Raw genomic sequence first — 18,933 nt, 5'->3', positions numbered from 1 at the left:
AGCGTTTTACACAAACTTAAATTGCAACCTTACCGTTCTCATCGTAAATATCAAAATACTCACCACAGTATTGATACATGCTTTCTCGCAATTCAACGATTCTTTTGAGAGTCTTGCACTGGTATACCTTCATGCCTTGATATTTTTCAGCTATCCCTTTAAATGTGCCTCGATAAAAGCGTGAAAAATCATGGTGTTTATAGATAGCTCTATCATCACTCATAAACTTTCTCTCAGGAATAACCGTGTCATCAGTTTTAACAATCTCAGGGACAACCCTTTCTTCTGGCTCTTTGCGCAAATAATACATTTACATTCTCCTTTAATCTTTTAATAAATCTTGTATTTTACTTAGTCTTACAGTTTGCCAATCTTTACAGTAACTACAGTTTCCCATTCATATTGGTTGACTTGTTCTTTTGCCAGATCATAGAGCTGATCATCGGACAGCCCATTGGGCTCCATACTTTCCCACAATTCTTCAACGAGTTGCTCTTCATCTTCTGAACGAATGTAGATCTTTTCATCATTACTCCAAACTTCTTCAATCGATGCACTTCCCCAACCTGCAAGCCACCAACTGAAACCATCATCAGCAACTATTTCGGAGTCGACCATAGGGTAAATTGTTAATTCTGGATTGTTGTCGATTAGCATCATCAAATGTTTAAGATTTTCTTTTTGTTTATCAATCGATTTCATAAACACTCTCCTCGTATATCTTGATGATACAGTTCATTTATAAAGACATTTATTCTACAAGTTAATTGTTCTGATCCGTCTTTTCATTAATCTATCCTTCAGATCATAAAACTCGTTCATTCTATCAAATTCTTTATGTCTCTCTATATATCTGACAACAAAATCAGGTCTCTCATAAACTGCTGGCCTACTAAATACGACTCTGCCAAAAATAAATTCTTGTGCTTCATTATCCATTTGATCACCTATCTATGTATTAAAAAGTTGTACATCCTTTACGATATCTCTTACCCTTGTACTTAAATCTAGCAATGAATGTACGAACTAGAATCAATCCTTCATTTACACGTTCAATCACAATTACACCCTTTTCAGTCATCCACCTTAACTTACCTTGAACATTTGGAATAGAGGATATCATCTTAATGAGATATCCCACTCCAACATTACTTTGCTCACATCGTACTCTCGCGTGTTCCGAGATTTTGATTCTTACTTTTTGGTTACTCATATGTATTACCGCTTATTAGATTTGCGTTGAGTACGTTGCTTCTTGAATTTAGTCAACACAGATCCTTCCTTTCGACCATTTTCTGCTGGCTTAACATATTGGAACGTGAAGCCTTTTTTAGCTGCTTGTTGTTTAGCTGCATTAACTGCACCAAGATAGTCTATAGGAAGATTATCGATTACCACGCTTTGATTATTGTTGTTAGTTGCAATCCCGTAAAATTTCATATGTATATTTCTCCATTCGTATATGTATTATTTTATTGTTTAATTACTTCTCTATAATCTTCAATGAACAATTGACATGTTTTGATGACTTTCTTCTTGGGTCTATATTGAGTCCAAACATTCATATTAAGCGATCCTACAGCTTCAACTTCTGTGAACACTGGTACTTTCTCGTAATATTCTTCATCTGTCTTAAACTTCATCAATTGCAAGTTTCCACAATCAATTTTCACTGTATTGTTTGTCTTGCCCATCAACTTCTTATCTGAGATGAATAAATCCTTGATTAGAAATGTTCCCGGTTTAAAGTTGTTTCCTGAGTAGCGATAAAACTCAGTTAGATAGTTGATTAAGTCTTCATTGACATTGTTGGCACTAAATTCTAAGTCATAATATAGGGTGTCATCGGGCACAAAGTCTTTTAGGTGATTATTCAATTCATCTTTTAATTCTTGTAGATCCTCTTTGTTTAGATTTAATCCTCCAGCACCGTCATGTCCTCCAGTATGATTAACATTCTCACATTGACCCAGTAAATCCAGCATTGAAAACTCTTCTAATCCACGAAAGCTACCTGCGTATGTATTTTCATCGTCTCCATCGCCCAATACGATTGCTGATCTATTGAATTTCTTAGATAGTTCTTGCGCCACCAATCCGTTTAGCTCCTTGCCGATAGATGGATCATATACAATGACTACTTTATCTTCATCTTTAATGCTGTCTTTATGTCTCTCAAGAGCTTCAGCTTGAACAACTTTGCGATTCTCATTAAGTTTGATTAATTCCTTCACATATCCCTTTGTCTCTGGGGTTGCCTTATCACACATCAAGAAATCGATTGCTAATTTGATATTATCTGCTCTTGTTGCTGCTGTAACTGCTGGACTTGCACCGTACAAAAAGTCTGTTGAAGTAAGATTTTTTAAATCTGCATTCATTGCTTCGAACAATAGCTTCAAACCTTCATGTCGCAAGCCTTTCAGTGACACTTTTGCAAAATATCTATTCTCCATTTCCTTCATGCACATAACGTCTGCCATTAAAGCGAACCCGGGTAAATCACTCAGTTCAAGCGCATGTCGTGTGTCCATATAGTCATCTATTACTTGACATACTTTATATACCAACAATCCACCCGAAGCATTCTTATTAGGGTATTTGCAATCGATTTGCTGCGGGTTCACTAGAACGCAGTATGGATTTTCAACATCAACTGAGTGATGATCAATAACTAGACAATCAATACCTTTTTCAGTGAGCACTTTTAATGGCTCTACATCATTACTACTGCTATCTACTGCTATGTATAAGTCTGTATCATCTTCAATTTGGTCGATGATAAATTTTGAGCCGTGTCCTTGGCTACGTTCAACATATTTGATCTGAACATTGTCAGTGAACCTCAATAATATTTTATATAGTATTACAGTCGAAGAAATCCCGTCATAATCGACATCTGCATAAATTACAATCTTCTCATTATCTTTGATGGCTCTTATAATCCGTTCAACTAATTTATCGATGTTCTTCAATAGATATGGACTGTGTACTACATTAGAGAGTGGATTAAGGAACTCATCAATATTCTCAATCCCGTTAATCTTTGCTAACTTTGAATATGTATTGTCGTATGGCTCAAACGGAATTTTAGGTTGTTTTTGTTTCCACGCTATGGCAAATTCACACCTTTCAACATTTTATTGAATTACTATTTTGAATTTTTTAGGCAATGCAATATTCTCACTATTATTCATCCAACTACTCGTTAACCACTTGTCTACCAATCCTGTCTGTTTGTTGATGATTTTGATGTTTACTTTTCTCAAATCAATCACTCCTCAGAAATTAGTTAAGCAGCAGTCTCAAAACCCTTGTGTTTACTGGCTTTTTTGAGCTGTAATTCTTGATGAAAGAGCAGTTTCATTTAAACTACAAATATTAGCATTCGTTTTTTTATTTGATTTAATTATTTGTACTTGCATATATTTACATTAGTTTTTATATAAATTATACATATCAGTTATGGGAGGTACGACGTTATGACCTATGTTCCATATGTAAATCCAATCGTATATTTAGCTACTCCACAAAGTCCACCAAATCCAAAGATTCTTGGAAAACTAAAGTATTTAGAAACTTTATCTCAAAATCAATTGCAGTATTACGTTGATAATCCCCCTTCTAATATTGATGATATTCCAGATGGACCACCACCGCCAACGCCACCCCCACTTTATTCTCAGAATAGAAGCGTTAATCCATCAATTTTAATTGGATGTTCCAATATACCAGGGGGCCCGGCTAAATGGTCATTAATGCTGGTTGGTGGGTCGAGTGGCCCTGGAGCTCCGTCGCTTCCACTACAACCCATTGCTTTTTATATATCCCAAGTAATTTCATATGTAAGGTCAGATGGGTTATTATCGTACTATGTAAATGGTTGGACATATATTGCATCAACCAATACGTACTATGCGAGTTCTTGGATTAATGAGCTAATTCATTTTTGTGTTTGTTAATCTCATATTCCTATGGCACTCCAGTATGTGGGGTGCCTCTCTTTATGAAATTCAAATTTTACTTAGATTTTTACTTCTCGGTCAAATTGATTGTGATTTGACCAGTAGAGTAAGTTGAATCCTGATTAATGATCAAATTTGTTAATCCATGCTCATCACGCAACTCTTTCGCTATCTCAAATATCTTCTCATCGAGCAATTCAGTAAATTTTTCAATATCCAATTATAATCGCCTCCTTAGTGCTGTGTTGTTATTCAGTTTCACTCAAAGGTTTGTCAGGATAAAATCCATCATCTTCGCTATGAGTATCACAGGCATTTACAGGAATGAAACCATCTTTGTCATCAGAACCACTTACACGTCCATAGATATGTCCCGCATACATTGCTTGCTTGTCGCAATTAATGTGGTCACAAGTTTTCATTGTTGTGTCTCTCCCTTAGTATTATTTTTTATAAGATCGCAACTTTTCTTGCAAGTCCCCAAATGTACCAGATGTTTTGATTACAGCCAACCGTACCTCTTCAAGCAGTTCCACGGGAATATTGGCATGATCTAAGACAGTCAATGCCCAAGAAAGCTGATGAGAGGCGTTCTGCATGTGAACCAGTGACTGATATGCATAATCATCAAGTTTTCCGCTCTCTCTGAACGCTTCATAGTTTGGTTGGTGGGCAGTGTAAGTTCCGAATTTTGCTTGCTTATTCATTTTTAATACCTCCGTAGTTTTAATGAAATCCAACATTTATAATGAATTTATTATTTTATCATTATTTGATTTTGTAAAATTCCTTCTTGCAACAGATCCAAAATGAATGGTTTTCCTGTCCTCTATCGTCTACTATGTATGTTTCCTCATCAATTGCGGCACAATCATCGTATTTCTTAATTCTCAACTCGTACATTCCCCCAACAGAGACTGGCAGGTTCCTTAGTTTGTCTACAATTTTGACATGGGTGGCTTCCTCCTCATTGAGTGTTGGTATTAAATCAGAATCGGCTATCTCAACATACATTCGACCATCCCTTTCGATCTGATACTTCGTATTGTATTATACAATTCACTGTTTGTCTAGTATTATTTTATCATAATTAATTCTTATGAAAACTATATTTTATCCGCTTATACATCAGTCAAAATATCCATCATCGATTCAATAGTCTCATCATTCAATCCATTGACCTCTTTCCAATCACTCACTAAAAACTTTAGGGGTGGACACTCCAGATCCCACCAAGATAGAAAGCTAAGTTGTTCAAGTTGCTTTACCGTAAACATTTAACACCTCTCTCATACAGAAATTTTAAATTTAGATTCTTCGTACAATTGTTTAAATGTATCCATTCCAAGGTCACAAGGGCTGTCCCTATCTTTATACATGTCTTTATTGTCAAATAACGCATACACATTCCGTGTTTTACCGAACTTAGCAGCTTGTTTTTTTATTGCTTCTACGGACTTATCCTTATCCATAGCAATTACTATGTTGATGTCTAACCCTAACTCCTTGATCATCTTTACCTGATACTCACTAATGTCGTCACCGCTAATTGCAAGACAATTTCTATAGCCAAACTGGCTACTTAACCAACATGTCTTTTCAGCTTCAAATATAATAACTTCTTTTTCCTCAAGAATATAGTACATAGCCCGATGCCAATTGTACCACTCTATCATCTTGTTAAAGTTGATGAGATACATAAATTTATAGATATCCCTATCCTCATAATCCTCATAAATTGTTCTGCCTTTGACAGAGATAATATCCCCGAAACGGTTGTGTATTGGAAATACAATTCTTTGACTTCTTATGTCGTATCCTATGCCAAACTCAATCTGTGTTTTGTAATCAACTCCTTCATCGTAGTATTTTTTATGTGGCAACATGACAAATTGATTCATGTATTCATCGTCATAGATATCGTTTTCCAAATCATCTCTCAGCCGACTCTTCTTACGTCCTCTTTTTACATTTTTTAGCCAACTCAAATGATCTAATGATGGACTAGGAGAATAAGATCCTGATAAAAACTGCTTATAATTTAACTTATCACATATCCATCTTTTAGCCTTTGATAAACTTTTCTTTTGTTCTTCTAATGTATAATGATCGAAAACTATGTATGATACTAATCCGTAAATATCGATATCTGATTCTCCAAGCGACCTAATTCTGCTAGATAAAGATTCATTAAGGTAAACCTGTACAGACCTTTTATTTGGGGACTCAAATTTGTGGGGCAATTGTGCTTCATATCTATTTTTCTTGGGATTAACATGTTCACATCCCATTAATTCAAGCAATTCTCCAACTCTGTCTTCCTCAAGTATTTTCTGTTTGATTAACTTCAAATCTTCACTCACTCATTATTCCACCTTCAATCAACAAGAACTCAATTAGAACGCTGAGTTTGATTTTTTACCCATCTGAGAATAGGCAACTTCTTTAAAGCTGTTAATTCCGTAGTTTACCTCATAAATGATTTGTTCTGATGTCTCCCCAGCACGATTTTTGGCAATGAATACAATAAGATAGGTTTTTTCTGGATCAAGTGTGTATTCTTTTTTGTGCCACTTACCATCAAAATCACTTTTTTCCCAGTTGTAAGCAAATATTTCTTCCTTTTTTCCGGGCATCTCGTCATTGTATAGAAGACGACCCATAAGAACTACCGAAGCAACCTCTACTATTTCAAGCGACTTGCCAATCGCACTGAGATCTAGGAATCTATACTCTTTACCTATCTTCAGTTGAACAGTTGCCAACATCCCCAAATTGTTTGCTTCTGGCTTTATACAGTCAAAGATTGCCTGAGCAGCATTGCTAAAAGCTTCCCATCTAGCCGATTCATTCGCGGAATTATCTGGTTTAAATGTATCTAAAAGACCATATGAATAGTTGAGCGGTTTCATCATTTGGATACGGCTTAACACATCTTCGACTCGATATTTTTTCAGATCATAAAATTTAACTAAATCTCTTGGATATTGTTGAATCCAATCTCTCGCATTGTAAAGCTTCTCAAGAGTTGCCTCATCAAATTTCCCCTCTGAAAGTTTCTCTCGGTTAATTGGTTTGTTTAGCTTTTTAGAAGAAACCGTAGCCATTAGAAGATTTCTAGATTTCCAAACGTTCTCTTCGTTGGTAAACATCATGCCTTTTTGATCATTTTCATATAGAGACAAAACAAATTTCTCCATAGCTATAGAGCTTTTCCCCACACCTGAACTAAGAACCAAATAAATAAGTTCACCTTTTCTCCATCCCTTTATCTTCTTACTAAGTCTCGGGGAATCGTGCAATGGAAGCCCCATTGCCTCGCCCTGATTCATTTTATCAATGGCTTGGTCGAGATCGTCGCTTAAGTTGTATTCAACCACCTCTCCACAATTAATATGTGAAAAGATAAGGCTAGTTTTGTATTGGAAGAAAGATTGGAGCTGCTTTAGATTCATCTTTGTTAATTTTTTTACAAGGTTGAGATCGCCAGTATTAATTAATCCCTCTTTTTGAAATTTTCTTAGGCTTTCATACTTTTGAATTTCCGAAAAATGATATTCATCGTTACCTTTATCCTTCTCACATTCCTCAACAATCTCTTCAATTGTGGAGTAGCCGCCGTATTCATTGTAGTATTCGAAGTATGACTTCCTGCCCACTTCTACAGGACGTGATGATAAAAATGAATATGTTGTTGTATCATCAAAGGTTTTGATGCTATTTATACTCATTTCTCTTCCTATGTAAAAGTAGAACCACCATACTGGTTCTGTAAATGTATCTTTTGTTATCTCATGGTTTTTATACTTTTCATATAGAGATGGATTGCTCCACAAATATCCAACAAAAATAGACTCATGAATTCTTGACGGCTCACAAAATTCTAATAAATAGTTTATAGCACACACCCCCTAAAGAAAATCACTAATATCCATATCATCTTTTTTTATTATTTTATTATTAATTGAGCTACTAATTATCCCTTTATCCTGATTAGTTGTCTTTTTAATTATCTTTATTTGTTCAATCCGATTTTTACGTCTTGCAAATGCCTCATTTAATTTACCAATCATTATGCTTATACAGTAATTTATTGCTCTAACATCATTTGACCCATCCAGAGTATTTGTAAGATTCCATTTAATGCTGTCTTCAGCCAAAACATATGCATCCAGCATCAGTCCAAAATCAGGCCCCGTTCTCCATTTACGCTCACGTTTACCATTCTTAGTCTCATAACCAGCCCTTAGATCCTTGAGACGTGTGATATTTCCTTTTGGTAACAATAAAATATCGTGCAACTTAATTATGTATTGGTATAGATTATCCCACTCTTGATTCTCTTTTACTGTCTCTGCCTTCAACTTTAAATACTTACCATGACAATACTCTAAATGATAGTATCGTTTATCTTCTTCATATTTCATGTCTTCCTTCTGTCCATATTGTGTACAGATTGGACACTTAACTGGTCTAGCCAGATTGATCGCCTCCTTTCAATCCTGAGAATAATTTTTTACATATTCGGGAATTTGATCGTATTTTTCTGACCACAGAACATTTGCAACATTCAACGCATATTCCAATTCCATATTGTCAATTACTTTTTGTGCGTCTCTTTCATATTTCAACTCTTTGGTGTCCCAAGTTAAACTCCTAAGCATATCAATTACATATGCTTGATGCTTCTCTCCGACTTCATGAATAATGGCTATGGCCTGTTGAATGTCTGTAATTTCCTTCAAGTGCTTCCCTCCTCATTCGCTTTCTTCTCATCATTTTCTTTGCTTTTGTAATGGTTCAATATATCGTCAACTGTTTTAAATTCTACTTCCACTTACAATCAATCCAATCTTCGTTTATTCGTTATCTTCCCATTCATAAATTTCTACAAATCGCTTTGTTCCATCATCTGTGTACCCAAAAAACATATCCACTGGTCTGGCCCATACTTGATTGTTATCGTCCATGTAAACTGCCAAGCCTTCTTGCTGTTCAGTGTGTGTAGCAAAACACACAAACTGATAAATTCCACCTTTGTAATGTTTAAACTTCTGACCTTTGGCTACATCATAAGTCACTTTAAAACACCTCCCTTAAGCTCACATATGCTCTCGATATCTCCACATTACTAGTTCAATATTTTGATGAAACTGTACTTTTACATAAAAGGAAGGCCATTTGCAACCCCATCTTTAGCTACTTCGTTCATCCACTCTTTCCATTCCTCTTTTAGTACTTCACGCACAACATAGCACCCACTGGATAAAACTTTGTCTCCTTCTTTTTTTGTGAAATTTTCATATGGAATGACCACTTCAAGCAGAACGCCTTTATTATAGTAATGTGATTCTTTAATTTCTTCTTTTTCATTAAAGTAGATATGTTCGTTTTTAGGTTTCACCAGTGTTCCAAACATATACTCAAATTTACTATCGTGGTGGCTAAAGTATTTATCATCACGTTTTTCAACAAATTTGTAGTACTTTTGTGAATCTATGTATTGTTTTGCGTCAATCTCAATTTTATTTTTGGGGTCTTCATTGATTTCTCTTAGTACGTTTTTCTTAGTAATTCGATATGTATTATCTTTAATTTTCACAATTCTAACTGGCTCTTTCACGATTACGTCCAAAATATCTTCTACATTGTCATATTTTATTTCTTTAGGCTTCTCAAAGTAGTCTTCACTCAATGCAATATTTGCAATCTTATCAATGATCTTACTAAGACTAAATGTCTCTCCATCCTCAAGCTCAACCAACTTGTCATAGTTGATGCCGTACATTCCACCAAGATGCTGTTTCAATTCGTCTGTATTTGTGATGTTTAACTCCATGCAACTCAGAGCAATTCGCAGAAACTCAGGCTTAGAAATGTTATATCCTTTATCTTTATACTTCTGAACTCTGAGTAGTGAAACAATTGGGAAATCAGTGTTCTTGTTAAACTTCAAAATCCGTTGTGCGTTATGCTTCAAAAAGTCTTCATGCAATACAAACTGTTCTGTTTCAAAATCAAATGCTCCCATACATACCGTATAATCGAATGTTTCAAAGATATCTTCGGCTTTCTCGAAATACTTAAAGTGGATCATTTGAATTTCCTTGTCATCGACTCTGACTAGCAATGCCTTAGATGTTAGAGCATTCACCCAATCGTTACTGTCATCATAGATTTCCTCAATCAATTCCGCTAAAGACTCTTCATCTCTAAAATACAGATCAATGTCATTAACCGGATTGTTACTAAACAGACTGGTGATTGTTCCTCCTGCTATGTATGCTTTATGTTCCTTCAGAGTGTTCACCAAGCTTGTTCCCAAGTAATTGTACAATTTATTCTTCTCAAAAATATATTCCATTTATTTAATTCCTCCTTTAGATTTATATTATCATATGTATATTTATTGTTCAAGTATTATTTTATTATTATTAATTGATTTCAAACTCCATATCCAGTGCCAACGCTAACTTAATCAACACTTCGATGCTTGGAACACCATCGTCCTCAGTTAAATCAACAATGCTTTTTCCACCAACTTGAGCTTTCAGAGCGAGATCTGCATTACTGATTCCCTCCTCTTCCTGCTTTCTTAGTATAGCTACGGTTAGTTTAGCAGACAGTGAGATCATCTTTTTTCTAACTTCTGAAGCATAATTGAGTGACTTTTTAATCTCAGCCCATCCTTTGTGATTGTTAACTTTCATTCTTCATCCTCATTTCTATTTGATATCAACCTTTTATGTACTTCTCTCAGCTTAGGTTGACTCTCGTCTAGCTTTATTAAATTTCTCTCTAAATCGATCCAATACCCAGTCTTTTTCGTAATGGTTTGTATCTGCCACATCATCACAAATTTGAAAAACCTCTTCAATCAGCTCATCAATTCGTCCCATCGCTTGCTTGTACAACTCTCTTTCGTCTGACAAAAACTTTCCCTCCTTTCTACTGGTCTACCACCTATAAACCACTGTCATTACGTGACCCAAACTCTTCAGTTCATTTTTTATATGTATTGCAAATTCTTCTGCAATTTTACCTGACATGCCATATGATCCACTTAACCACATGACATTATCATCTTTAAGTGTTATATCGACCATTGTTACCCATCCCCATGGTTGCTTAGTGTTGCCTAATGGAAACGAAAATTTCGCAGGTAAATTGCTAACCAATATATCAGCCTGTTCTACTGATATCTTTTTGTCTGATACCAAATCAATGCTCCAACCCATTATCTAAATTCCTCCTTTCCTGTGAAAGTAAACTTTTATTTAAACTCTAAGTCGTCTTTCTTAAAGGTAAATCCCCCGTAAGATTTACTCAATTCATCGGTTTCTCTGTCATCAAATGATACAAGAAATAGTTCCTCCCCGTTGGACAAGCGAATTGGGTTCCCTTTAATTTTACCACTTTTTCCTACCGCTTCTTTCCAGATAGACGCATCTCTAACTATCACTTTGCTTCCCATCTCTTCACCTTCATTTCAATTATTTGCGTAGTGACCTAATTACCTCTTCTTCAGACCATCCCAATTTATACAACGTGAGAGCTCCAATTGCTGCATCCATGTCTCCATAAGTTTCAATTGCAATTTCTTTTGCGAAATCGTACTCAAGGTTATGTGTTCCCGTTAATATTTCTAACACATCTGCTTGTTTTTCATTCAAACTCATTTATATTCTCCCCTATTCTATGTGAAAGAAAGATTTGATTTAGTCTTGTTCGTCCTCAATTTCTTTTCCATCCACGTCAGTATGTATTTCCTCTAAAATCATCCCATTCTCCCAAATTTGAAGAGTATGAGATGCGTAATCGCTATCTCTATAATCATTCTGGTCAACATTGCAAATTATTGTGTTTTCAGCAATTTGCTTATCTGCTCCAGCATATAGTATTCGATAGTACTCTATGTCTTCAAAAATTTTTACATATGTTTTACTCATTTAATTCCTCCATTTTCTCTGTAAAAGGAAAATTTGATTAAGATTAATTATTTTTAGGCCTGATATTTGCAAGGTAAATGATCATTGTTAGATAAAACAAAGAATATATCAATAACAATGCTAGCCCCTCTTTCCATGGAGAGATATTGTAAATGAAAATAAAAGGCAATACAAATACGACTATTAGTAGAACAACAACTACAGATTTTATAAACAATGTGTCTCTTCCTAATCTAAGGATACCGCGTAGATAGAACAGAGCAATTAGAAATACAAGAATCTGAATCCAAATCATTTTTTTATATCACTCTTTTCGTAAAGTGTGCGTTTCACTTATTCTTCAATGATCTCGATTACAATCTTAACTTTTTTGTCCTGAAATTCTCTTGTTAAATTGTCCAATGTTTCGCCTCCATAATGACCTCTTTCTGCATCCTTCTTGTTATCATGAATGGACAATTGATCATAATATCCACCTAACCATCCGACAATTTCCTTTTTCAAATTCATATGTCTCCTTTAGGTAAAATATTTGTTTGATTATCTTCTATTCGTCATTCCAACATTGACAACTTCTAAAGAACGGTGAGTTATTCTCATTCACATCATGTCTACCACAGTGTAAACAATAATCACTGAATATCTCCATACGTTCATCATCAGTCAGATCTTTTAGTGCTTTTTTCAAAGAATTTAAATCCATCATATCTTCTCCTAATCTATCTTAATGATATCTGTATACAGCAATCTTTGATTATTTGGTAACTCAAAGTCATGGTGAAAATGTCCAAAGTACCATTGTTTATACTCTACCTTCTGTTCAATGCCGTAAAAGTATGGATGCATTTCATCTCGATCCATTCGTATATTACAACGCTGCTCAATATACTCTAGTGATGTAGTGGAACACGTATGTGTCAGTATGTAGTCAACTTTAAAGTCGTACTTCTCTAAGTTCTTCAAGCCTTCTTCGTATTCCTCTTGTGATGGCATCTCACGACTCCACCATGACTTGCCTTCCTTACGATACTCTTTGTCATGTGATGCAGCTCCACCAAACGTGAAGAACTTCTTACCTTCAATCTCAAATACCTGTCCACGCATCAAATGAATTACGCTATCGTTAATTCTATGTACCTTACCACCATTCCAAATCTCCACTGGATACTCTTCAAGCAAGGTGAAGTTTTCGTGGTTCCCACAGATGAACAAACTTGTAAATGATTTAGTCTTATCTAACCATTTGAGCCAATACTGATCTTCTTTAGTTCCATCCCATATCAACCCAAAGTCACCAGCAATGATCACATAGTCATTTTTAGTAAGTTGCTTCTGCTGTGGGAAGTTCTTTGTATTGAGCCTCTTGTTTACACTGATTGTTCCGTGTATATCGCCAGTAATATAGATGCTTATGTTACCCATTCCTTTCTCTAAGAAAGTCATATTTCGTTTAGTCTTGAAACAGATATTGTTCAAAATTTTTATGATCTTGGCAGATGTCTACTGCTCTTTTCCCTCTTTCTCCAAATAAACTCAAGTCAAATCTAACATTCTTTCTTGCAATCTCATCATAATTATAATGAAGATCAGAGCCATGATTTTCGTTGTAGTATGTAAAATCGGCATATTTCATAGAATATACTCAGGGCCTCTATTTTTTAATATGAATGTAGTATCCCCAACATCCACAATAGCCGCACTGACAACCTGTAGCATCCTCTTGGATGGAAGTGAATTTTTCAATTCTGTAATCAGTTCAAGATTGTGATTCATTTTCTTTTCCCCTTTCTTAGTCAAACTCACATTTCATTCAACTAGCTCCCACTGTTCACTCAAAGAATCAAAAATCAACTCCTCTGTGGTGTACCATGTTTTACCCTTATTCTCGGAATCAACTAGAACATTGCCCTCTTTTTTATACCAAGTGCCATCACTAGTTTTTACTACGTGTCCTAAGTTCATCATGATAAATGCTTCAAAAATATTCATATAGCTCTCCTTATGAAAGATTCGTTTTATTGTCTTTTCTCATATACATAGACCCAGTTTGGGTAGTCATATCCAAGTCCATGAATACTAATCCTACTTCTATTTAAGATGTTGTCATTATAAAGCGTTGATAACATCTTACCAAGCTCCTTGCATTTATTTGCTCCGAATGGCTGGATTGCATGTTTAGGATTGAACTCATCTATGTATGCATCCACAAATTTAACATCTAAAATGTTAACTGGGCCATTATTCTCAACATAATCCTTAATCCATTCTTCTTTGATAATAGTTTTTTTCTTTTTCAATTTATCACCTCTTTATGAAACTACTCTTTCATGTGAATTTTTCTATCTTCATACTGATCAATCTTTTGCTTTACCTCTTGCCAGCACACAGGAATCCAATTATCTACTTCCCATCCTCTATATGCTTTAATTACTTCTTGGTCTTTATGCATCGCTACGAGCCCCGCTCCAACTTCTGCACATGACCAACCTTTGTAGCTGCCGACACCTTTATAGACAAGATCAACTTCCTCCTGTGTCATTCCCTGAGTCATTTCACTAATACTGTAGTTCGCCATTTAACAACACTCCTTATGAAAGACTAATTTTACAGATTTAGATAAATTCGACTGTAACCCCTAGTGGTACAATTTCATTCGAGTAATCTCTTATAATTTGACATTCCATTTGACTCAGACTGTCCTGATTAGATATCCAAATTTTAAGTACTCCATTCTCAAAATTGGTAAGTTCCATATCTAAGAATGGAAATGCTAAACTCAAAGACTTTTTAATTCCTGACTGGTTTAAAGAACCGAGCAAAGCAAGCCTTTTTATCTCCAAAGGAGGATCAGCAAGAAAAGAAACTTGATCTGCCTCAATTTCAGAGTATGGCTTGACCTTGTGTAACAAGTGCGCAGAACCTTGATTTCTAAGAAATTCCTCCACTCTCGTTTTAAGGTTCTCTGGGAGTTCATTATTTGCATTTGATACATATGCGACCGCTGTTTTATTTGTTGCATTATAATACATTCTGACAAATCGTATTTCCTCAAAAGCACTAGTCATTGAAACTTCATACCATATCCTTGTGCCCACAACAATTCCCCCAGTAATAATGTTATTAGTATTTATTCTCTATATAAACTCAATACTCCTTCAAGTTAAATCTTTACTTTATAATCATATTGTATTATTTTATTGTAATTAAGTCAATCATTATATTTCACTTTAACTCTGTTATATCAACTCTCATATACTCGCTGAGGATAAGTGTTATGTCCACCTTGACCTTACTCCACAACAAAACCATTTTCTGAGTATAACCTCTAATTGAGTACTCAATCTTTAGACTTTCACTGGTCTTAGTTAAATCGATGATTTTTATGTCTTTATTTTTTAGGTAGTTTTTCAATTTGTAGGTCACGGCAGTAACTATTGCTTGTATCTTATCAAGGTGATCAATATAAACAGTTTTCAATTTCATATCTGAATTAGCCATTTGCTTCTTGTCATGCTCAATCGAACTCATTAAATATGGCAACTCAACATATCTTTTGACAGCCAACAACTCTTCAGGTGTCTGTTTCAAATGTATCTCCTCCTTCATTCAATCTTACAGAAACTAAGTCATCAAAATTGAAGAACTCATATCCCGTATCTGTCTCAAGCTTTATTCTCTTTCCAGAATTGCTGACCGAGGCAACTATACCTTTAACTGTCCTATTCCCAAATTCATTAAAAACTTCGATGTCTGCCTCTATAGTGTAACTCAATGACATTCGCAAGTTAAGTGACATAATTTCAATTTCATCTTCATGTAAAGATGGCTTTGTTCTTATATTGTCTCGTGATCGATGTTCAATGATTCTTTCTTTATGTTGTGGCAACATCATACGACTTGATTCCCACAATCCATTTGCTTGCAATTTTTTACTCATTTATAATGTCCCCCAATTTTATTTGATCTGTCTATGGCCTGACCAGCGGATGTAATTGAACTTGCCCGTAATATTGCAATATCACCAAAGCGATCCTTGATGTCATCCATTACTTTGTCCACCGCTCTCTTCTGTTCCTGATCATCGAACAATGACAGTTGATATGTCTCAGCATTGGAAAGATTGGATAATGATATCCCAACTCGTCTCACGGGTTGACCATCCCAATGTTGCCGAAAGATCTGTTTAGCTATCTTACACACATCTACCGTTATATTAGTGGGATCTTGAAGTTTAACCTGTCTGCTGAATCCAGTTGGATGATCAAAGTCCGCACCAGATAAACTCATAGTAACCACACTACCCATTAATCCTTTTTTACGTGCACGTCTACATACTTCGGTACAAATATCTTGAATCACAACGTCAATCTCCCACTGCTCTGTGTAATCTCTAGGGAGTGTCATGCCATTACCAATATCCTTTTGCACACTATGAGTATTTATGGTTACCGGAGAATCATCTAGTCCGTTAGCCACTCTCCAAATAACCTCACCATTAACACCCCATTTGTTTCTCAATTTTGATAAGGGTGTATTCGCAAGCTGTCTTATTGTTCGAATCCCCATTTTCCACAAGTGTTTTTCCATTCTTGAGCCAATGCCCCACATATCACGAATTGGCTTATCGCCTATATGTTCATGTAGTTCTTCTTTTTTAAGAAAGAATACACCACCTTCAATTTTCTTTGCGATCATATCACAGCAAAGTTTACTCATCACCTTGTTGGTTGAGATACCAGCTCTCGCATATACACCCGTTTCATTGTAAATCTTATCTTGGATCTGTCTTGCCAAATCAATCGGGTCGTTGCCAAAAAGGTGCAACGTTCCAGTCACGTCACAGAATAGCTCATCTATGCTATAGGGCTCTACTAAGTCAGTAAATTCCTCAATTATACTCATAATTTGAGTCGAAACCTCTATATATTCTTGCATATGCGGTCTTACAATGATCAACTCAGGACACTTTTGAAGTGACTGCCATAATGGTTCAGCGGTTGATACGCCTTTCGCTTTAGCTAAAGGACATGCAGCAAGTATTATTCCTGAACGTCTTGCTGGATCTCCTGCAACTGCCAATGGTTTGTTTTTATACTGTGGCATTTTAGCCTTTTCCACACTGGCATAAAACGATTGCATGTCGATTAACATGATTGTCCGCTCTTTCTTAGCCACTATTATCACTCCCATTATCAAATAAGAACGTTTGTTTGTATAAGTATTATACACCGAACAGACGTTCCTTATGCAACAGGAAATTTTTGTAGTTCATATAGATATTTAAGTTGTATACTACAATAAGCAATCTATTTCACATAACAGAGGAGAATTACGATGAAGGACAAGTTAAAGGGTTTGGTCATAGGTATTCTGATCGGATCAACAATTACAGGAGCAACAGCATTTGCAGCCACTACCACACCGATTAAAGCAGTAATCCAGAAAGTCAATCTTTACGTAGATGGAAATAAGAAGTCCACAACTGATGCAATAACGTACAAGAACACTACATATGTACCAGTAAGAAGCATGAGCAGTGCGATCGGTGAGAAGGTTTCATTAAAAGGAGATAGTCTTTATATCGGCAAGCAGCCGAAATATATTGTAAATGAAGACAATGCCTACAAGTACGTATATTCGAAAATTAAGAAGGACGTAGATAAATTCAAGCTTGGGATGATGGATGAGGGTTATAGCGAAGATGGAAAGTATTTTGTAATTAGAGTATATGAAAATCATCCTGAGTACATTGTCACTTGGGGATATTATTATGTTGAACTGACTAATGGCGTAGTCTACAAGTATGATATACCTGAGAATAAGCTGGTAAAACTATAGGGTGGATTACTCCACCCCTTTTCTTATTAAAACTTGTCTTTCATCAAGTTATTTCTCTGTAATTCCTTTAATAAAACCTCCATATGTAGTGATGGTTTCTAGTGTAACCTCAATATCATAGGTTTCGTTTTTAACTGGATTAAATGAATCAGATGGATCTAGAATCCAACCATACTTATGTCCATCTGAGTTTTTAAAAATCATTATATCACCCTTTTGTGTGCTGATTGTTTCTATGTATGTCTGATTAAAAACTATCTTTCTGTCTTTTTCGCAACCAGTAAGCATTATCATTGCTACTACCAATAATAAAACACAAATTCTATTCTTCATTTTTTATCTCCTCTATCCGTTAAACCCATATGTAATGTCTAGTTCAAAGTCATATTGCGGCCTCAAATTGTATAATGTCTTACCTACTTTTCTAATATATCTACAGCAATTGCCCGTACCGCCTTTTGTCCCATCCCAAGTTGAAACGATAATCCTGCTCTGATCTACCATATACTCATTACGTTTCTGCATCTTTGCTACATGATAATCACCAATGGGTACACCTTCGACTTTATATTCTGGCAACTCGTCCACATAAACAACCTCATCGGCTACTTCAATCATCTTTTTATACCAGTGTTGAGTTTCACGATCAGTCCATTTAATTGCTTGGTTCTTAAAAGGAACAGCTACAACATTTTTGATACTTGGATATGATGTATTTTTTAATCCCTGTATGGTCCAAAAGGCAATCTGGTCAAATCCTATTGCTCCACCAGATATAAACCGTTCAACACCATCACTCTTAATGAGTTCTTCTAAAACTGGTTTCAACTTGCCACTTATGTATTTAGACTTTTCATCTTTTAGGCTGTAACAATTCCCTAACTTAGACGGTCTGTGACCCGTGAATGATACCGTCTTACGTTCAAGCTCCTCCTGTTCTCTTCGCTCTTCACGTCTTCTACTCATCTCTTCTTTGCCCTTTGGAGAATTTAGATATGCAAAATCAACTATTTCCCTCAGCTCCTCTTAAGCAATATTGAATCTTCGCAGAACTGCCACTACTATAAATGATCCCATCATCCCGTAGAAGTATATTTTATGCGAAAATCTCATCCTGTTTCCAAAGGTAATTAAACGAACGGGAATATATGCAAAAATCATTGTGAGTAACATCCACAGTG

Annotated in this window: 33 protein-coding genes; 2 read left to right on the top strand and 31 right to left on the bottom strand. The window is 35.5% G+C overall.

The window, feature by feature from the left end:
- Nucleotides 1–16: 16 nt before the first annotated feature.
- The 4 genes from NSQ20_RS12305 to NSQ20_RS12290 form a co-directional block, all read right to left on the bottom strand.
- Complete coding sequence (locus tag NSQ20_RS12305; protein WP_340032639.1) at nucleotides 17–310, bottom strand: hypothetical protein; 294 nt, start codon at nucleotides 308–310, stop codon at nucleotides 17–19.
- 47 nt (nucleotides 311–357) lie between these two features.
- Nucleotides 358–702, bottom strand: coding sequence for a hypothetical protein (locus NSQ20_RS12300; protein WP_340032638.1), 345 nt, complete (start codon nucleotides 700–702; stop codon nucleotides 358–360).
- Between the two features lie 516 nt (nucleotides 703–1,218).
- Nucleotides 1,219–1,440, bottom strand: coding sequence for a hypothetical protein (locus NSQ20_RS12295; RefSeq protein WP_340032637.1), 222 nt, complete (start codon nucleotides 1,438–1,440; stop codon nucleotides 1,219–1,221).
- 32 nt (nucleotides 1,441–1,472) lie between these two features.
- Nucleotides 1,473–2,975 (bottom strand): DHH family phosphoesterase, encoded by a 1,503-nt coding sequence (locus NSQ20_RS12290; protein ID WP_340032636.1) that lies wholly within the window; start codon nucleotides 2,973–2,975, stop codon nucleotides 1,473–1,475.
- Between the two features lie 507 nt (nucleotides 2,976–3,482).
- Here NSQ20_RS12290 and NSQ20_RS12285 point away from each other — a divergent pair.
- The gene (locus tag NSQ20_RS12285) at nucleotides 3,483–3,962 is read left to right on the top strand and encodes a hypothetical protein (protein ID WP_340032635.1); all 480 of its coding nucleotides are present in this window, start codon (nucleotides 3,483–3,485) and stop codon (nucleotides 3,960–3,962) included.
- 70 nt (nucleotides 3,963–4,032) lie between these two features.
- Here NSQ20_RS12285 and NSQ20_RS12280 read toward each other — a convergent pair whose 3' ends face one another.
- The 25 genes from NSQ20_RS12280 to NSQ20_RS12160 all read right to left on the bottom strand — a co-directional run bounded on the left by NSQ20_RS12280 (nucleotide 4,033) and on the right by NSQ20_RS12160 (nucleotide 17,104).
- Nucleotides 4,033–4,185 carry a hypothetical protein gene (locus tag NSQ20_RS12280; protein WP_340032634.1) on the bottom strand — a complete coding sequence of 51 codons (153 nt, stop codon included), beginning with the start codon at nucleotides 4,183–4,185 and terminating at the stop codon, nucleotides 4,033–4,035.
- A 28-nt stretch (nucleotides 4,186–4,213) separates the two neighbouring features.
- The gene (locus NSQ20_RS12275; RefSeq protein ID WP_340032633.1) at nucleotides 4,214–4,387 is read right to left on the bottom strand and encodes a hypothetical protein; all 174 of its coding nucleotides are present in this window, start codon (nucleotides 4,385–4,387) and stop codon (nucleotides 4,214–4,216) included.
- A gap of 21 nt (nucleotides 4,388–4,408) precedes the next feature.
- Nucleotides 4,409–4,672, bottom strand: a complete 264-nt coding sequence (locus NSQ20_RS12270; RefSeq protein WP_340032632.1) for a hypothetical protein — start codon at nucleotides 4,670–4,672, stop codon at nucleotides 4,409–4,411.
- A gap of 61 nt (nucleotides 4,673–4,733) precedes the next feature.
- On the bottom strand, nucleotides 4,734–4,979 hold the full coding sequence (locus NSQ20_RS12265) for a hypothetical protein (RefSeq protein WP_340032631.1): 246 nt from the start codon (nucleotides 4,977–4,979) through the stop codon (nucleotides 4,734–4,736).
- A gap of 275 nt (nucleotides 4,980–5,254) precedes the next feature.
- Nucleotides 5,255–6,328: a DNA primase gene (locus NSQ20_RS12260; protein WP_340032630.1), complete on the bottom strand. Its 1,074-nt coding sequence runs from the start codon at nucleotides 6,326–6,328 to the stop codon at nucleotides 5,255–5,257.
- A 33-nt stretch (nucleotides 6,329–6,361) separates the two neighbouring features.
- Nucleotides 6,362–7,696, bottom strand: a complete 1,335-nt coding sequence (locus NSQ20_RS12255) for a replication protein (RefSeq protein ID WP_340032629.1) — start codon at nucleotides 7,694–7,696, stop codon at nucleotides 6,362–6,364.
- 180 nt (nucleotides 7,697–7,876) lie between these two features.
- A complete protein-coding gene (locus NSQ20_RS12250; protein WP_340032628.1) occupies nucleotides 7,877–8,392 on the bottom strand; it encodes a hypothetical protein in 516 nt (171 codons plus the stop codon).
- Between the two features lie 69 nt (nucleotides 8,393–8,461).
- A complete protein-coding gene (locus NSQ20_RS12245; RefSeq protein WP_340032627.1) occupies nucleotides 8,462–8,710 on the bottom strand; it encodes a hypothetical protein in 249 nt (82 codons plus the stop codon).
- A 114-nt stretch (nucleotides 8,711–8,824) separates the two neighbouring features.
- The gene (locus NSQ20_RS12240) at nucleotides 8,825–9,046 is read right to left on the bottom strand and encodes a DUF1653 domain-containing protein (protein WP_340032626.1); all 222 of its coding nucleotides are present in this window, start codon (nucleotides 9,044–9,046) and stop codon (nucleotides 8,825–8,827) included.
- Nucleotides 9,047–9,126: 80 nt separating this feature from the next.
- Nucleotides 9,127–10,329: a hypothetical protein gene (locus NSQ20_RS12235; protein WP_340032625.1), complete on the bottom strand. Its 1,203-nt coding sequence runs from the start codon at nucleotides 10,327–10,329 to the stop codon at nucleotides 9,127–9,129.
- Between the two features lie 70 nt (nucleotides 10,330–10,399).
- On the bottom strand, nucleotides 10,400–10,675 hold the full coding sequence (locus NSQ20_RS12230) for a helix-turn-helix domain-containing protein (RefSeq protein WP_340032624.1): 276 nt from the start codon (nucleotides 10,673–10,675) through the stop codon (nucleotides 10,400–10,402).
- 51 nt (nucleotides 10,676–10,726) lie between these two features.
- Nucleotides 10,727–10,897, bottom strand: a complete 171-nt coding sequence (locus tag NSQ20_RS12225; protein ID WP_340032623.1) for a hypothetical protein — start codon at nucleotides 10,895–10,897, stop codon at nucleotides 10,727–10,729.
- Between the two features lie 24 nt (nucleotides 10,898–10,921).
- Nucleotides 10,922–11,203 (bottom strand): hypothetical protein, encoded by a 282-nt coding sequence (locus NSQ20_RS12220; RefSeq protein ID WP_340032622.1) that lies wholly within the window; start codon nucleotides 11,201–11,203, stop codon nucleotides 10,922–10,924.
- 35 nt (nucleotides 11,204–11,238) lie between these two features.
- Nucleotides 11,239–11,439, bottom strand: coding sequence for a hypothetical protein (locus tag NSQ20_RS12215; protein WP_340032621.1), 201 nt, complete (start codon nucleotides 11,437–11,439; stop codon nucleotides 11,239–11,241).
- Nucleotides 11,440–11,458: 19 nt separating this feature from the next.
- A complete protein-coding gene (locus NSQ20_RS12210; protein ID WP_340032620.1) occupies nucleotides 11,459–11,644 on the bottom strand; it encodes a hypothetical protein in 186 nt (61 codons plus the stop codon).
- A 39-nt stretch (nucleotides 11,645–11,683) separates the two neighbouring features.
- Nucleotides 11,684–11,914: a hypothetical protein gene (locus NSQ20_RS12205; protein WP_340032619.1), complete on the bottom strand. Its 231-nt coding sequence runs from the start codon at nucleotides 11,912–11,914 to the stop codon at nucleotides 11,684–11,686.
- Between the two features lie 333 nt (nucleotides 11,915–12,247).
- Entirely contained in the window at nucleotides 12,248–12,418 is a 171-nt protein-coding gene (locus NSQ20_RS12200) for a hypothetical protein (RefSeq protein WP_340032618.1), read from the bottom strand.
- Between the two features lie 210 nt (nucleotides 12,419–12,628).
- A complete protein-coding gene (locus NSQ20_RS12195) occupies nucleotides 12,629–13,336 on the bottom strand; it encodes a metallophosphoesterase (RefSeq protein ID WP_340032617.1) in 708 nt (235 codons plus the stop codon).
- 384 nt (nucleotides 13,337–13,720) lie between these two features.
- Nucleotides 13,721–13,903 (bottom strand): hypothetical protein, encoded by a 183-nt coding sequence (locus tag NSQ20_RS12190; protein ID WP_340032616.1) that lies wholly within the window; start codon nucleotides 13,901–13,903, stop codon nucleotides 13,721–13,723.
- A gap of 26 nt (nucleotides 13,904–13,929) precedes the next feature.
- Nucleotides 13,930–14,211, bottom strand: a complete 282-nt coding sequence (locus NSQ20_RS12185) for a hypothetical protein (protein ID WP_340032615.1) — start codon at nucleotides 14,209–14,211, stop codon at nucleotides 13,930–13,932.
- 20 nt (nucleotides 14,212–14,231) lie between these two features.
- Nucleotides 14,232–14,489, bottom strand: a complete 258-nt coding sequence (locus tag NSQ20_RS12180) for a hypothetical protein (protein WP_340032614.1) — start codon at nucleotides 14,487–14,489, stop codon at nucleotides 14,232–14,234.
- 37 nt (nucleotides 14,490–14,526) lie between these two features.
- Complete coding sequence (locus tag NSQ20_RS12175; protein WP_340032613.1) at nucleotides 14,527–15,009, bottom strand: hypothetical protein; 483 nt, start codon at nucleotides 15,007–15,009, stop codon at nucleotides 14,527–14,529.
- 127 nt (nucleotides 15,010–15,136) lie between these two features.
- Nucleotides 15,137–15,502 carry a hypothetical protein gene (locus NSQ20_RS12170; RefSeq protein WP_340032612.1) on the bottom strand — a complete coding sequence of 122 codons (366 nt, stop codon included), beginning with the start codon at nucleotides 15,500–15,502 and terminating at the stop codon, nucleotides 15,137–15,139.
- Nucleotides 15,486–15,851: a YolD-like family protein gene (locus NSQ20_RS12165; RefSeq protein ID WP_340032611.1), complete on the bottom strand. Its 366-nt coding sequence runs from the start codon at nucleotides 15,849–15,851 to the stop codon at nucleotides 15,486–15,488. Before NSQ20_RS12165 ends, NSQ20_RS12170 begins: the two co-directional genes overlap by 17 nt.
- On the bottom strand, nucleotides 15,848–17,104 hold the full coding sequence (locus NSQ20_RS12160) for a DNA polymerase IV (RefSeq protein WP_340033021.1): 1,257 nt from the start codon (nucleotides 17,102–17,104) through the stop codon (nucleotides 15,848–15,850). The genes NSQ20_RS12165 and NSQ20_RS12160 overlap by 4 nt, the downstream gene beginning before the upstream one ends.
- A gap of 144 nt (nucleotides 17,105–17,248) precedes the next feature.
- Here NSQ20_RS12160 and NSQ20_RS12155 point away from each other — a divergent pair, with 144 nt between their 5' ends.
- Nucleotides 17,249–17,752: a stalk domain-containing protein gene (locus tag NSQ20_RS12155; protein WP_340032610.1), complete on the top strand. Its 504-nt coding sequence runs from the start codon at nucleotides 17,249–17,251 to the stop codon at nucleotides 17,750–17,752.
- A 48-nt stretch (nucleotides 17,753–17,800) separates the two neighbouring features.
- Here the strand turns inward: NSQ20_RS12155 and NSQ20_RS12150 are convergent, their stop codons facing one another.
- Nucleotides 17,801–18,085: a hypothetical protein gene (locus NSQ20_RS12150; protein ID WP_340032609.1), complete on the bottom strand. Its 285-nt coding sequence runs from the start codon at nucleotides 18,083–18,085 to the stop codon at nucleotides 17,801–17,803.
- Between the two features lie 12 nt (nucleotides 18,086–18,097).
- Nucleotides 18,098–18,718, bottom strand: a complete 621-nt coding sequence (locus NSQ20_RS12145) for an SLOG family protein (protein ID WP_340032608.1) — start codon at nucleotides 18,716–18,718, stop codon at nucleotides 18,098–18,100.
- Nucleotides 18,719–18,933 lie beyond the last annotated feature (215 nt).

Origin of the sequence: Paenibacillus sp. FSL K6-1122 (genome assembly GCF_037977015.1) — a bacterium.
Taxonomy (GTDB): Bacteria; Bacillota; Bacilli; order Paenibacillales; family Paenibacillaceae; genus Paenibacillus; species Paenibacillus amylolyticus.
Note: the sequence above shows the minus strand (reverse complement) of the source record. Positions and strands in the feature narration are given on the sequence as shown.